The organism is uncultured Clostridium sp. (assembly GCF_947036855.1).
In the GTDB taxonomy this organism is placed as follows: Bacteria; Bacillota; Clostridia; order Clostridiales; family Clostridiaceae; genus Sarcina.
This window is the reverse complement of sequence record NZ_CAMQRY010000067.1, coordinates 1-14,123: the sequence shown is the minus strand read 5'-3', so window position 1 is coordinate 14,123 and position 14,123 is coordinate 1. Positions and strand designations below refer to the sequence as shown.

The following is a 14,123-nucleotide window of genomic DNA, read 5'->3' as shown; positions in this document are numbered from 1 at the left end:
TTATTTTCTATTATTTTTTATTTGATTTAATCATTTTTATTGCTGTTTTTAATACTTTTTCTCCATTCATCATTCCATAATCCGCTGAATCAATCACAGCTATTGGAATTCCTAAATTTCCAAATTGAGTTTTTGTTTCTTCATACATATATTTAACTTGTGGTCCAAGTAAAATACAATCTGGATGTTTGCTATTTATTATTTCCTCTAACTTATTATGAGCAAATGCTGCTACTTCTATAGGTAAGTTATGTTTATTTGCCACACTTTGCATCTTACTAGCTAACATACTTGTAGACATCCCTGCACTACAAAACAAATAAATTTTTTTCATATAAATCCCTTCTTTCTATTTATTTTCTAAAGCTAAAATACGTTTATTTAACTTTATGATTTCTTTTGCCATAATTTTAATTGTTTCAGTAGAAATTAATTGATCTTCAGCATGTATAAGTAATATATTTGGTGTTACACTCTTTCCACTTGCTTCTAGCTGAATCAATTCACTATGTACATCATGTGCATCATTTAAAAATTTGTCACCTTCTTGAATTTTTTCATTCGATAAATCAATATTTCCACACTCTGATATCTTCATTGCTTCAATATAATTTGATTTTGCCATTCCAACTGCTGATATAATTTTAAAACTTATTAACTCTAATCCTTCCATTATTACCCCTCCTCTTGCTCTTATTTATATTTTACTATTATCTTAAAATGAAATGTTGTAAACAGTTTCCTAACATTAGGAAACCTATATATTTTTAATTACTTTTGTATTTCCTAAGTAATCATGTATTGCACGCTTTTTTGGAGTAAGCACCAATAATAAAATACTAATTCCTGTAATTACAAATCCCACATACATTAAAGGTGAAACAAAGTTAACCTCTGTAATAATAGAGGCAATTTGATGCCACACAGAGCTTGCTGATACTAAAACACCCTCAATAATTATAATTCCTACAATTTGTCTTAAAACCATATTTTTTAAAGTAATATCCTCATCTGATTTTTGTACAATTTTTAACTTACAAACCTTTTTCCCAAATGTTTGCCCCTTAGTTATATAAGTAGGAACAATAACAAAATAAAAAATTGCAAACATAACAGCTAAAATTCCAGCAATAATTCCATACGGAGCTTCAAATTCAATAATATTTTGATTTAGCATTGTATTTGTAAGTTTTTGTGAAATTAAAGCTATAGGAATAGCAGTACACAACGCACCTACATACCAATCAATTAAATAACTTATAAAGCGTGTCCCTAAACTAACTTCTTCATCTTTAGCCTGCGTGTGTGTTCTTTTTTTAGTGTATTTTTTTGTCATATTAACTCCTCCTAAGATATAATTTCCTTTATTAATTCATCATGAGAATTAATTTTTAATAATTGACTAAATTTATTTGAATCAGTAACAATACTACTAAGCCAATCAAAAAAAATCTTTAATAAATGATTATCACTTTCCCTTATAGCTAATAAAATAACTAATTTAACCTCATATTCCCCCCACCGAACCGGAGTTTTTAGTATCATAGTTGATATACAAGATTCATTTGCAGATACATCTATTGAATGTGGCACTGCAAATCCATACATAAAAGATGTTGCTGAAATATGCTCTCTTTTAAAAACATCTTCCTTATATGCTTTACTTGCTAGCCCTTTATCAATTATTTCATCACATAAATACTCAATAACCTCTGTTGAATTTTCTAAACCTTCTCTCACATAAAACAAATCTTTTCTCATAAGCTTTTTAATAAGCAGTGAGAATTCATTATTATTTCGTTTTTTATCTAGAATGTTTAAAGCTTGAAATACCTTACTTTCATCTTCATAGCTAACAAATAAAGTTATACTCACAGTCGGTATTTTTAATTCATGTTTCAATGGAACTGTTGTTATAATAATATCTGGTTCATCCTCTAAAATTACATTTTCCTCAAAAAAACTATGAGTACCAACAATCTCCATCCTATCATTAAATCTATTATTCAATTTATCAATGCACATCTTAGAAAGCATTTTATTGTAAGGAACAATCATAATTGCTCGATAACGTTTAATAGTATTAACACGCTCATAGGCTGCGCCTAAATGAAGTGCTACAAAAGCTAATTCATTTTCATTTATATTTCCATTTTGAAATCCTTGAATAACCCCCCCTGTTCTTACTGCCATTTCAAATACTAAAGGATATTTCCTTTTAATTTCTTGAAGATATATATTAGTTACTTCAATATTATTTTTTTGTCTTTCTAGTAAAGATTGTAAATGCATAGTAAGTCCTATCTTCAAATCTAAATCCATAGAAAAATCAATATCAAAATACTCCTTTATTTCTATGATTACATCATTTACTAGTTCATCTATATCTTTGTTTAACTCTTCTTTAATTAAATCTTTTCTATATTCTGTACTTCTTTTTCCCATTAATAATAATGTGAAAAGACTGATTTCATCCTCCACTATTTCTATATGAATCCTTTTACTAACCAAAGTGAAAAACTCTTTTGATATTTGATATTCCTTATTATTTTTAAGCTTACTCCGATTGACGCTAGTACTAATATAATTATGATTTATAATTCTTTCTATTGATATTCCTGCATGAATCATGATCATTGGAAATATCATTTCTCTTATTTTATAATCATATTTTTCACATACATCCTCTAAAATATCTTTAACTTCTAACAAATCAAAATTACTCCATAAATTCGCAATAGAGTTTAAATTCATAAAGTTCCCCTTAGTTTCATCTGTTAATAATTTTTTATAAAGCATACGCTTGTCTGCTTCTTCTCCAGATAAAGAAATATGGTTTTTTGAACGAATTAATTTTAAACTAGAATATTCACTAATCATTTTCCTAATTTTTTTAATATCATTATCAATAGAATATCCACTAACAAATACCTGTTCCTGTAATGCAATTAGATTAATATCTTTACTTTTAAATAAAAGTTCTTGGATTACATATACACATCTCTCATGTGCTGTTTGAGGTATTATATATTTGGTTTTTACATCCTGCTTATTCAATAATGATTTATCAATTTTATATCCAAACCTCTTATTTGATCCAATTAAAATGCAATTATAATAACTATTAATCGTTGCAATATCTAAACGAATAGTTCGATCTGATACACTTAAAATATTTGATATTTCCTTTCCCGTTATCCACTCTCTATTATCATTTAAAATATCAATAACATTTAACTGCCGAGTATTCAACATCTATTTAGCCCCCCATATTCAATATATCATTCTTTATTTTTCCTAAGTCACAAATATACCTCCTAACTGTTAGGAAGTATATTTTTTCTTATTTTATCATATTTTGTCATTTATTATAGTAAAATGACAAAAGTTTAGATAAAGTAAATAGTTTAGTCATTATTTTTATATGTATTTTGAATTTTTTTTGTTTTATAAATCAAATTTACATTACTTTGAATACTCTATATTAAAAACAATTTTAGGAGATTAAACATTTATGAACTTCGATAAATTTGATTGTGCAGATAGTAACACACAATTTTGCCCTTGCCATCTTGCTGATATGAATGAATGTATTTTATGTTCTCAACTCTGTGGTAGTAAATTTTGTGATTGCACTAATTGGTGTGGTAGCTGTATTTTTCAAGAATATATTTTTAATAATTCTAAGCCAAGAAAAGGACGTGATACTTTTATATCACCTATTTTAGATATAACTTTCCTTACTGATAAACTTATTAAAATTATTATTAGCGCTGAGCATTCTTTAACTATGGAACTTTCAAACCCTGGCTCTTTTATTTTTATTAAAGGTGATGAAAGTGAAAATTATTTTGATTTTCCTATTTCAATTGCTAAAGCAAATTCAAATTATGATACTTTAACTTTTTATATTGAAATTAAAGGACCTAAAACTAAAAAAATTCTAAATCTAAAAAAAGGGGATAATCTACTTTTTAGAGCACCTTATTTTAATGGTGTTTTTGGACTTTCTGATATTTCATCTTGTGAAAATTCTAAGGTTCTTATAATTTCAAGAGGTATTGGTATTGCACCAAGTTATCCTATTTATAAAAAATTACTTTCTCAAAATAATGACATAACTCTAGTTCATGATATTAGTCCTTTTGAATCTGATTTTTTCTATGAATATCCAAATGATATTATTTCATATAAAAGCATTATGGAAAATGGTGAACTTTCAAAAGAAATTAAAAGTGTTATATATGAAGAAACTCAAAATGGAACAAAATTTATTCACTGTGGTGGTGGAGATATTTTAACATATAAAATCATTGAATTTTTAGATTCTATAAACAAAACTGATATTAAACTTAGTTGTCTTAATAATGCAAAAATGTGTTGTGGAGAAGGGATGTGTGGAAGTTGTACTCTTAGGTTTAATGGAGATAAAGTAAAAAGACTTTGTAAGGTTCAAACAGACCCTAGAAGTATTTTTAAAGGAAGGAGATTTATATAATGAAAACTATAATTATTGGTGGTGGATGGGCAGGAACAGCTGCTGCAATTTCAGCTAAAAAAGCTGGAAGTGATGTACTTATACTTGAAAAAACTGATATGCTACTTGGACTTGGAAACATTGGTGGGATAATGAGAAACAATGGTAGGTTTACAGCCACAGAGGAACTCATAGTAATGGGTGCATCAGAACTTTTTGCTATATGCGATAAGCTTAGTAGACATAAAAACATAGAATTTCCAGGACATAAACATGCTTCATTATATGATGTTAATCTCATTGAAGCTGAAGTTTCAAGATATATAAAATCTATTAAAATAGAAGTTAAACTTCAAACTAGAATAGTTGATGTAATCATGGATAAAGCAAAACTTTTAGCTGTTATTGATAGTGATGGTAATGAATATTTTGCTGATTCATTTATTGAAGCAACTGGTTCTGCTGGTCCTATGGGAAATTGTTTAAGGTATGGAAATGGATGCTCTATGTGTGTGCTTAGATGTCCAGCTTTTGGACCTAGAATAAGTATAAGTTCAAGATGTGGAATTACTGATATACAAGGAGAAAGAGCTGATGATATCATTGGTGCTTTTAGTGGTTCTTGCAAGTTAGCTAAAGAAAGCTTATCACTAAAAATTCAAGATGCGTTAAATAGTAAAGGTGTATTTTTAGCTAAAATTCCTAAAGAAGATATAAACTACTCAAAACTTGATAAAAAAGTTTGTCAGCAATATGCTCTAAAAGAATTTGCTGAAAATATAGTTCTTTTAGATACAGGACATGCAAAGCTTATGACTTCATACTACCCCCTTGAAAAACTTAGAAAAATTAAAGGATTTGAAAATGCTAGATACATTGATCCATATGCAGGTAGTAAAGGAAATTCTATAAGATATTTGTCAATTGCACCAAGAGATAATTCTATGAAAGTTACTGGACTTGATAATCTTTTCTGTGCTGGTGAAAAAAGCGGATTATTTGTAGGGCATACAGAAGCCATTACAAGTGGAAGTCTTGCTGGAAACAATGCTGTCCGATATATTTTAGACCTTCCCTATTTAATCCTCCCCCCTACACTAGCAACTGGTGATTTGCTATCATTTGCAAATGAAAATATAAATACTCCTATTGGTAGAAAAACAAGATATACATTTGCTGGTTCAATTTTCTTTAATAGAATGCTTGAAAAAAATCTTTATTCAACAGATATCACTGAAATTTCTAAAAGAATTATTTCTGCTAATCTAATAAATATATTCAATCTCCCTTTAATCAACAATTTATAAAATTAAAATATTATGTAATTATAAAAACCTCCTTCTAGCATAATTTCCATTAGCTAAAAAGAGGTTTTTACTTAATTTTCTTAAAGTATATTTTTCATTTTTACTATGCTGTAACAGGTTTTGCTTTCGCTTCTTCTTCTGCTACTGCAGCAAGCATATTTTTATGATCTCTATCAGCTGCTGCTATTGCAAATGGTAAGAATAAAATAGTATCTATTATAAGAAGAACAATAACTAATGCAGCTCCTCTCCATGATGCACTCGCAAAGAATGCACTAACAATAGGAGGCATTACCCAAGTAACTTCTAATTGAATTAGAGGTACTATATGCCATAACATTGCAAAGTAAGCAATTACAACATTTATTAGTGGTATAAAAATAAATGGTATAAAGTAAATAGCATCTAAACATATTGGAAGACCAAATATAATTGGCTCATTTATGTTAAAAATACCTGGCGCTATAGCAAGTTTAGTTATCGCAAGTTGTACTTCACTCTTATTTTTCCTAAACTTATTGAGTATAACAATCGCAAACATTAGACAGAGTGTGGCACCTGATCCACCAAACTGAACATATGAGTTAATGAACTGGTCATTGATAATATATAATGGTTGTAATCCCTGTGCTGCTCTATGCATATTATCTATTGTTAATGGTAAAAGTATACCATTTACAATAGGTAACATCATATTTGATCCATGAAGACCAAACCACCATAATAATTGAATAACAAATACAAGTATTAATGCTCCACCAAGACTACCAACTACACCTTGTAATGGTTCTTGAATAATTAGATATAAGAACTGAGGTATACTTTCAGTCATAAATATAGCCCAAACTGCTTGTAGAATACCTGCAATACCCATAATTATTAATGATGGGAATAATGATGCAAATGATTTTGCAACTGCTGGTGGTACACCTGCTGGCATTTTAAATACAAGTTTTGGATTTCCAAGTAAGAATGCCATTGCATCTGCAACTATAAGTGCTACTGCAAGTCCCATTAATAAACCATTTGTTCCAAGATAACTTACATTTTTAGTTAAATCTCCATAAAATATAACTAGTACTGCAACTGCAACAAGTCCTGCTGCTAGTCCATCTGATTTTCTAGATCTAGCTAAATTATATGCCGTACTAAAACAAACAAGTAGTGACATGATTGCATATGAACCATTCCAAACTGCTCCTCCAGCACTTTTCCAAGCATGCCCAAATATGGCAACCATCATGGTATCATAACCACCCCAAATATGACCAAAGTTATTAATTAATATAGCAAATGCTCCAGCCATAATTATAGGGATTATTCCTATGAAACCATCTCTTATAGCTCCAAGGTGTTTTTCTCCTCCAATTTTTCCTGCAACTGGTAAAAGATACTTTTCGATAAATGACACGAATTTTTCCATTACTATTTCCTCCTCTTATGTTTTAATATTGCTTTTTAGTTACACTTATTATCTAGGTTAGTACTCATAAAATTTTTCTAAATAATTTTTACAATCTATTATTAAGTAAACATTTACATTTGTTATTTTTTTAATCATTCTGCTTTTTCCAGAATGATTTTTGCATAAATATTCACTTTTCCTATTATTACTAACACTTATTATATTAGCAATTAGCATGCCACTACACGTTAAATTGTTATGAGTTTGTAAACTTAGTGAATAGCTTGTATATTCACGAAATACTTTTTACACATTTACTGTGTAAATGTAAATTTCCTATGTTTTTTTGTTTACACACTTTACACAATTACCCTTTTAAGAATTTTTATTTCATAAATAGGAAAATATATCTTTTAAGGAAAAAAGAAGCAACCTATGATTTTAGGTAACTTCTTCTCCTCCAAACTATTTTTTTATCTCTTTAATCTTTCTATTTTACTTTAAAACTCTATCAAAATATGCCTTAAATTGTGGTAAATATTCTTTATGAGCTTCTAATAATTCTTCTACTAAAGTTTTAGCAAGAGAGTCTGATGCTACAAGTGGATTTATTGTTAAAGCAAGTACAGCTTTCTCAAAATCACCTTCAACAGCAGCCTCAATTACTAATTTTTCAAAAGTTTTAATTTCTTGTACAAGTCCTCTAGTTGCAAGTGGTAAAGCTCCTATTTTAACTGGTTTTGGACCATCTTTTGTTATTACACATGAAACTTCAACAACTGAATTTTCATCAATATCTGAAATAGAATCTCCATTTCTAAAATCTATTGGCTGAATATCATTTGTATCATTATATATTGATGTTATAAGTCTACAAGCTGCATCACTATAATAAGCTCCACCTCTTTGTTCAAGTTGTTTTGGCTTATCTTTAAGATTTGGATTTTTATAAAGCTCAAATAGCTCTTTTTCTATACCTTTAACTATCTCAGCTCTAGTTTTCCCTTTAGAAAACTCATGTATCTCTTCTTTTAACATAGCTTCTCTTTGATAATAATATTTATGATATGGACAAGGCATTATTCCAATTCCTCTTATAAACTCCGCAGTCCATGAAAAATCTGAAATATTTCTAACTATTTGACCAATCTCCCCTCTAGCTAGAGCCTCAATTAAATCATGTGTTCTATCAACTCCATCAACCTCAACTTTTGTTCCAAACACCATATGATTTAGTCCTGCAAAAGTCATATTTAAATCTTTATGCTCTACATTTAAAACCTTAGCTGCTGCCATTTCCATTCCTATTGGAACATTACAAAGTCCTATATATTTCCCATTCTGTCTTTCTCCATATTTATTAAGTGCTTCTGTTACCATTCCTGCTGGATTAGTAAAGTTTATAAGCCAAGCTTTTGGACAAAGTTCTGCAATATCTCTCTCAATATCAAGAATTACTGGAATTGTTCTAAATGCTTTAAACATCCCACCTGCTCCGTTTGTTTCCTGACCTATAACTCCATGACTTAAAGGAATTCTCTCATCCTTAACTCTTGCATCTAAAAGTCCAACTCTTATTTGAGTTGTAACAAAATCTGCATCTTTTAAAGCTTCTCTTCTGTCATAACTTAAATGAATCTCCATTGGAACTCCTGCTTTTTTAACCATTCTCTTAGCAAGTGCTCCTACTATTTCAAGCTTATGTCTTCCTGCCTCTATATCAACTAACCATAATTCGGTTACTGGTAGTACTTTATATCTTTTTATAAATCCTTCTACAAGTTCTGGTGTGTAACTTGATCCCCCACCAATTGTAACTATTTTTAATTTTTTGCTCATAATTTTCTACCTCCAAAACATTTCGTTTAATTTGTATATACATATATTGTAGCAATTTGTATACCATTTCATTTTTTACACAAACTTTTTTTATATTCTCTCAAAGTAAGCTTTCAAGCCATTCTTTACCACTTTACACATATTTTATTAGTGTGTAACTCTTTTTTTCTTTAAATAACTCTAATATTTTATTATATTTAGGCTTTTCAAATATCAAAAAGCTCTTTCATATTATAAATTTTCATGCTAAAAAGCCTTTCATAAATATACTAATTTATGAAAGGCTAATTTTTTTACTTTAATAATTTAAAACTTCTATTTCTATATCATCACAAGTTTTTCTTATAACTGTAACTCTTCCATAAATTTGAGTTCCATCAACAGTATAAGTTTTTCTCCCTCTTGGCTCTTCCTTAAAAACAAGCACAACTATATAAATTTCTTTCTCGTATTCTATCTTTATAGCTTTTGAATATTCACAATCTAAAACTTGTCCTCGCCAATCAATTATAGGAATATATTCTATACTTTTAACTTTATCTTCATCATTCATATGCATAACATAATTAAAAACTGCATCTCCAAAGACAGTCTTTGTCATAACAGCTTTTTTAGCTCTTTTTATGCTATTATAATGAGCTGAAATATAAGCTGCTTCTATACTTATATCTTGTCCATCCATTGTTTTAATTGTAAATTCATCCATAGGTATTATCGGGATACCTGTACTTGAAATTTCACACTGTGCAAATGATTTTTTAAACATATGCTCTCTATATTTAATATCATTTCCTTCCTTAGTTATATCCATTGAATTAAAATTAAAGAATGAACTATATTTATGCTTTCCATTACTTCTAATTTCATCACTTACAATCCAAAGCCCTTTATTTAAAAATACAATTTTTCTATTAACAAATGCTCCATCATGTATGTACCCTAGATGTCCACCTTCAACAAATGATGCAAGTTTTCCAAACTTATGCTCTCTTTTTATAGCTTCAGAAACTTTTAAAGTTCCCCATGAACTTTTTGCAGTGTTAAATTCTTTATCATCTAAAATGAATGTATTATGACTTTTAGCTTCTTTTAAAAGAACTCTATACTCATTATCATCAGCATAATTATATCTTCCTGAATCAACTAAAATATCATGTCCTTTATAATTTATATTAAAATGTAGCATATCAAAATGTCCATGTCCACTCCCAAGTGCACCACACTTAAATAAAGTAAAGATACCATCTTCGCCCCATTTATTTCTTAAAATATAATTTCCACAATCCTTCAATGCAACAGATATAAAATCAACTTTCTCACTTTGTATATTTTCAAATTTATAAAAACCTTTCAATCCAATATCAAAAACAACATCAATAGGAATTTCATTTATCATTGATTTGAGTTTTCCATCATTAAATACAATAGCACCAAAAGCTAAAATATCTCTCACATCTTCAATATCACTATCTCCAAAATTAGTTTGCATATAGTTTGGCTGCATTATGCTAAGTGTTCCATATAGCATTTTCAAAACTTTTTTCTCTATACTTTCTGGAATCTCAATATTATTTCTTTTACCTATAAGCACAACCGATAAAATACAATTAATCATTTCATTATGATACATATATGATTGTTCCCAATGCATTCCATCATCAAGAATTTGCATATCTAATGCTTTAACCATATAATCTAAAGATTTTTCTATTCTCTGTTTGCTTAATTTTAATCCACTAAGAAAAGCTGAAGCTATAAAAACTCCATGATTCTCAAGTATAACCCAATTACTTAAAAATCTATCATTTCTTGATTTTGAATTTATATACTCAATTTGCTCATTCATAGATATAACTATTTTTTCAATAGTTTCAAAATCTAAATCTTGCTTAAAATATTCAAGTGCCTTAACCCAATTTCTAAGCCTTAATCCACACTCAATAGTTCTCCAAGTTAATCTTTCACTTTCTTTTGTTAACGGAACATTATCAATCCAATCTATAATTTCTTTCTTAAACTGATCTAAGTATTTACTTAAAGATTTAATATAATATTCCTGTCCATATACTATAAAATGCTTATGCCTATTAAGCATATATGTCCACTCTGGATCTTTATACGGAATCTTATCCCACTCTATTTCACCATTAAAAACATACTCTCTATGACATCTTTCCATATCCCATTTCATATCAAATTTTATAATTCCCTTTGAAAAATTATATGCTGTGTTTGATATTTCTTTAAATTCTTGTATATAATTCCTAAGCATCAAATTTCTTAATTCTTTTTTATCATTTCCAATAAACCCATGAAAATCTTTTTTTCTAAAATAGAATACAAACTCTTCTTTAGCAAGTTCTAAATCACCATTATTATAAGCACTTCTTACCCTCGCTAAATCAATATTTGAAAAATCTAATAGTTCAAAAATATTCTTTTTCATAATAATACCCTCCCACAGATATATTAAGACTTATAGTTTTTATAGTAAAAACTGCAATAGAGTCTCTATCTCTAAAGCAGTTTACTTATTTTAGTCTAAAATTTTACCAATATAACATTAAATCTTTTTCTTTATATACTCTCATTAAAGCTTCCATATAGAAGTAATCCCCCCACAGATTACACTCATTTACGCCTTTACCACTATGATAAGAATATACTCCTTCTTTTAAAACTCCATTTGATTCCATATCCTTAGTTGTATAATTTTGAATTAAACTTCTAAGCATTCCATGTGCTGCCTTCATATAAGTTTCCTTATTTTCATGCTCTGAAATATATTTATCCATTTCTAAAATCCCACATGCAACAATAGCTGCTGATGATGAATCTCTTGGCTCATTATCTTTCTTTGTAAAAATTAAATCCCAGTAGCAAACTAAATCTTCTGGTATTCTATTTAAATAATAATTTAAAACTCTTTCATATATAAATTCACTTTTTTCATGCTTATTATATTTAAAATTAAGTGGCATTCCATAAACTGCCCAAGCTTGTCCCCTTGCCCAACTTGAATCATCTGAAAAACCTTGATGTGTAACACCTTTTGTTGGCTCACCTGTTTCTAAATCAAAATAATAAGTATGATATGTTGATGCATCTTCCCTTATAAGATTTTTTGTAGCTGTTTCAAAATGTTTATTGGCAACATCTTTATATTTACTATCACCTGTTTCTTCACTAGCCCAATATAGTAACGGTAAATTAAATAAACAGTCTATTATCATTCTGTATTCTTTAGGATCACCTTTTTTACCCCACGCTTGAATAAATTCTCCATTTTCTTGGAATCTATCTAAAAGTTTATTAGCTGCCCAAATACTAGAATCTCTATACTTAGTATCGCCCGTTATCTTAAAATCTGCAATTGTTGATAATGAATATAAAAAACCTAAATCATGATGGTCTAAAACAAAATGCTCTTCAAGCCTTTTGTGGAAACTCTCTGAATGAATTTTAGCTACTTTCTTATACTTCTCATCACCAGTATAATCATAAGCAAGCCATATCATAGCTGTCCAGAATCCATTAGTCCAATCATCATTCCCCTTAGTTCTATAAATTTGATTTGTTGTACACGCACTTGGAAAATTATGAGTATATAAGTCTAAATTTTCATCAATTTTTTTAACAACATAATCCAAAGCACTTTTTATCTCTGTCTTACTTAAAAGCTCTATATTTTCAAATAATTCTTTATTAATTTTTTCATTTTTTATATTTAACATTATAATCACCTCTAAAATTATTTTTGTACTTTTCTTTATCTTCTTAAAAAAATATAAGAGGGGAAAATCCCCTCTTATAACTATATATTAACTATAATCTATAGATTCTGTGGGCATATTTTTCTAAAAGAGTTTTATTAAATTCTCTTCCACCATCCACATTAGCACTCTTGAATACAGGAACTTTATATCCCTTTGAAATCATTATTTCATAAGCTTCAAGAATTGCTGCATTTAACAATAATGAACATGCTATAGATGAGGTTGGTCCAACTGGAACATCTAAGCCTTCCATTGTTATAGCACAATCTCCATCAACACTATGATTATTTAAAACTACATCTGCAAATTCAAATAATCTCTTTCCTGATGAATGTCTTGAAGTAGTTTTTTTACTTATTTCAAGCGCTGTAACTGCTATTATTTTAACTCCTTTAGCCTTAGCTATTTCAGCTATTTCTAAAGGCATTGGATTTCTACCTGAATTTGATATTATAACTACAACATCATTTTTTTCAAGTTGAACTCTTCTCATTAAAGCTTTCCCTGAACCTTCAACAATCTCTAGTTCTCCTCTAGTTGGGTCTTCAATAACTTTTGCAGGAATAAGTCCCCCTGCTCTACCAGCTATTTCAATAGCTCCTGCATATGAGTGTCCACTTCCAAAACTTTGGATTATTCCACCACTCATAATACTATCTGCAATAACCTGTGCTGCACTTTGAATATTCTCTTTTTCATTATTCATAATTATATTTACTTTTTCGCTTACTATATCGAAAAATTGTTGTGATACCATAATCTTTCTCTCCTTTTAACATTAGTTTTCTTATAATTAAAGTTTTGCTTTATTTATAAAATCTATAACCATAGTTTTCGAATCATCTGGTACCATTATTGAAGTCATTTCCACTCCTAATTTGTCTAGTTCTCTAAATGTCGCAACATGCTCACTTGTTAAGTTAATTGATCTCTTAACTGAAGTTGTTCCTGTTCTTGCTGCCATATTTCCTACATTGAAACTCTTTATAGGAAGTCCCATTTTAATTAAATCTAAAATATCCTCTGGATTCTTTAATATAACTAAAACTCTTTGCCCTTCATACTTTCCTGCTGTAATATTTTTAACTGCCGTTTCTTTACTTATTATAGAAGTTCTAATACTTGATGGAGCAACCATTCTTAAAACAGTTCTCTGCATTTCATCAACTGAAACCGCATCATTTATAACCATAATTCTTGTAGCTTTAAGTGTATTACACCAAAATGCTGCAACCTGCCCATGTATTAACCTATCATCTATTCTAATGTGTATTATACCTTTCATATTTAAATCCTCCCACAAATTTAATAATCTATTT

At 28.8% G+C, this 14,123-nt stretch carries 12 protein-coding genes; 2 read left to right on the top strand and 10 right to left on the bottom strand.

Annotated features, from left to right (window positions below; translation table 11 throughout):
* Positions 1-10 precede the first annotated feature (10 nt).
* The 4 genes from Q0V15_RS08170 to Q0V15_RS08155 form a co-directional block, all read right to left on the bottom strand.
* Positions 11-334 carry a PTS sugar transporter subunit IIB gene (locus tag Q0V15_RS08170; protein WP_297437835.1) on the bottom strand — a complete coding sequence of 108 codons (324 nt, stop codon included), beginning with the start codon at positions 332-334 and terminating at the stop codon, positions 11-13.
* A gap of 15 nt (positions 335-349) precedes the next feature.
* On the bottom strand, positions 350-673 hold the full coding sequence (locus Q0V15_RS08165; protein WP_297437833.1) for a PTS lactose/cellobiose transporter subunit IIA: 324 nt from the start codon (positions 671-673) through the stop codon (positions 350-352).
* 84 nt (positions 674-757) lie between these two features.
* Positions 758-1,336: an RDD family protein gene (locus tag Q0V15_RS08160; protein WP_297437831.1), complete on the bottom strand. Its 579-nt coding sequence runs from the start codon at positions 1,334-1,336 to the stop codon at positions 758-760.
* Positions 1,337-1,347: 11 nt separating this feature from the next.
* Entirely contained in the window at positions 1,348-3,255 is a 1,908-nt protein-coding gene (locus Q0V15_RS08155) for a PRD domain-containing protein (RefSeq protein ID WP_297437829.1), read from the bottom strand.
* 259 nt (positions 3,256-3,514) lie between these two features.
* Between Q0V15_RS08155 and Q0V15_RS08150 the strand changes: the two genes are divergently transcribed.
* Together Q0V15_RS08150 and Q0V15_RS08145 are read left to right on the top strand one after the other, a co-directional pair.
* Positions 3,515-4,498 (top strand): sulfide/dihydroorotate dehydrogenase-like FAD/NAD-binding protein, encoded by a 984-nt coding sequence (locus tag Q0V15_RS08150; RefSeq protein WP_297437827.1) that lies wholly within the window; start codon positions 3,515-3,517, stop codon positions 4,496-4,498.
* Positions 4,498-5,784 carry an FAD-dependent oxidoreductase gene (locus tag Q0V15_RS08145; protein WP_297437825.1) on the top strand — a complete coding sequence of 429 codons (1,287 nt, stop codon included), beginning with the start codon at positions 4,498-4,500 and terminating at the stop codon, positions 5,782-5,784. Before Q0V15_RS08150 ends, Q0V15_RS08145 begins: the two co-directional genes overlap by 1 nt.
* 103 nt (positions 5,785-5,887) lie before the next feature.
* On the opposite strand, the gene Q0V15_RS08140 is transcribed toward Q0V15_RS08145, so the two are convergent.
* From Q0V15_RS08140 to Q0V15_RS08115, 6 genes are all read right to left on the bottom strand, one after another.
* Entirely contained in the window at positions 5,888-7,207 is a 1,320-nt protein-coding gene (locus Q0V15_RS08140) for a PTS sugar transporter subunit IIC (RefSeq protein WP_297437823.1), read from the bottom strand.
* Positions 7,208-7,684: 477 nt separating this feature from the next.
* The gene (locus Q0V15_RS08135) at positions 7,685-9,028 is read right to left on the bottom strand and encodes a 6-phospho-beta-glucosidase (RefSeq protein ID WP_297437821.1); all 1,344 of its coding nucleotides are present in this window, start codon (positions 9,026-9,028) and stop codon (positions 7,685-7,687) included.
* A gap of 298 nt (positions 9,029-9,326) precedes the next feature.
* A complete protein-coding gene (locus Q0V15_RS08130) occupies positions 9,327-11,474 on the bottom strand; it encodes an alginate lyase family protein (RefSeq protein ID WP_297437819.1) in 2,148 nt (715 codons plus the stop codon).
* Positions 11,475-11,577: 103 nt separating this feature from the next.
* On the bottom strand, positions 11,578-12,762 hold the full coding sequence (locus Q0V15_RS08125; protein WP_297437817.1) for a glycoside hydrolase family 88 protein: 1,185 nt from the start codon (positions 12,760-12,762) through the stop codon (positions 11,578-11,580).
* Between the two features lie 91 nt (positions 12,763-12,853).
* Complete coding sequence (locus Q0V15_RS08120) at positions 12,854-13,561, bottom strand: SIS domain-containing protein (RefSeq protein WP_297437815.1); 708 nt, start codon at positions 13,559-13,561, stop codon at positions 12,854-12,856.
* Positions 13,562-13,597: 36 nt separating this feature from the next.
* A complete protein-coding gene (locus tag Q0V15_RS08115; RefSeq protein WP_297437813.1) occupies positions 13,598-14,089 on the bottom strand; it encodes a PTS sugar transporter subunit IIB in 492 nt (163 codons plus the stop codon).
* Between the last annotated feature and the right edge of the window lie 34 nt (positions 14,090-14,123).

Excerpts from the sequence above, each read along its gene's own strand:
- Q0V15_RS08170 (WP_297437835.1), bottom strand. The coding sequence starts at position 334 with ATGAAAAAAATTTATTTGTTTTGTAGTGCAGGGATGTCTACAAGTATG.
- Q0V15_RS08165 (WP_297437833.1), bottom strand. The coding sequence starts at position 673 with ATGGAAGGATTAGAGTTAATAAGTTTTAAAATTATATCAGCAGTTGGA.
- Q0V15_RS08160 (WP_297437831.1), bottom strand. The coding sequence starts at position 1,336 with ATGACAAAAAAATACACTAAAAAAAGAACACACACGCAGGCTAAAGAT.
- Q0V15_RS08155 (WP_297437829.1), bottom strand. The coding sequence starts at position 3,255 with ATGTTGAATACTCGGCAGTTAAATGTTATTGATATTTTAAATGATAAT.
- Q0V15_RS08150 (WP_297437827.1), top strand. The coding sequence starts at position 3,515 with ATGAACTTCGATAAATTTGATTGTGCAGATAGTAACACACAATTTTGC.
- Q0V15_RS08145 (WP_297437825.1), top strand. The coding sequence starts at position 4,498 with ATGAAAACTATAATTATTGGTGGTGGATGGGCAGGAACAGCTGCTGCA.
- Q0V15_RS08140 (WP_297437823.1), bottom strand. The coding sequence starts at position 7,207 with ATGGAAAAATTCGTGTCATTTATCGAAAAGTATCTTTTACCAGTTGCA.
- Q0V15_RS08135 (WP_297437821.1), bottom strand. The coding sequence starts at position 9,028 with ATGAGCAAAAAATTAAAAATAGTTACAATTGGTGGGGGATCAAGTTAC.
- Q0V15_RS08130 (WP_297437819.1), bottom strand. The coding sequence starts at position 11,474 with ATGAAAAAGAATATTTTTGAACTATTAGATTTTTCAAATATTGATTTA.
- Q0V15_RS08125 (WP_297437817.1), bottom strand. The coding sequence starts at position 12,762 with ATGTTAAATATAAAAAATGAAAAAATTAATAAAGAATTATTTGAAAAT.
- Q0V15_RS08120 (WP_297437815.1), bottom strand. The coding sequence starts at position 13,561 with ATGGTATCACAACAATTTTTCGATATAGTAAGCGAAAAAGTAAATATA.
- Q0V15_RS08115 (WP_297437813.1), bottom strand. The coding sequence starts at position 14,089 with ATGAAAGGTATAATACACATTAGAATAGATGATAGGTTAATACATGGG.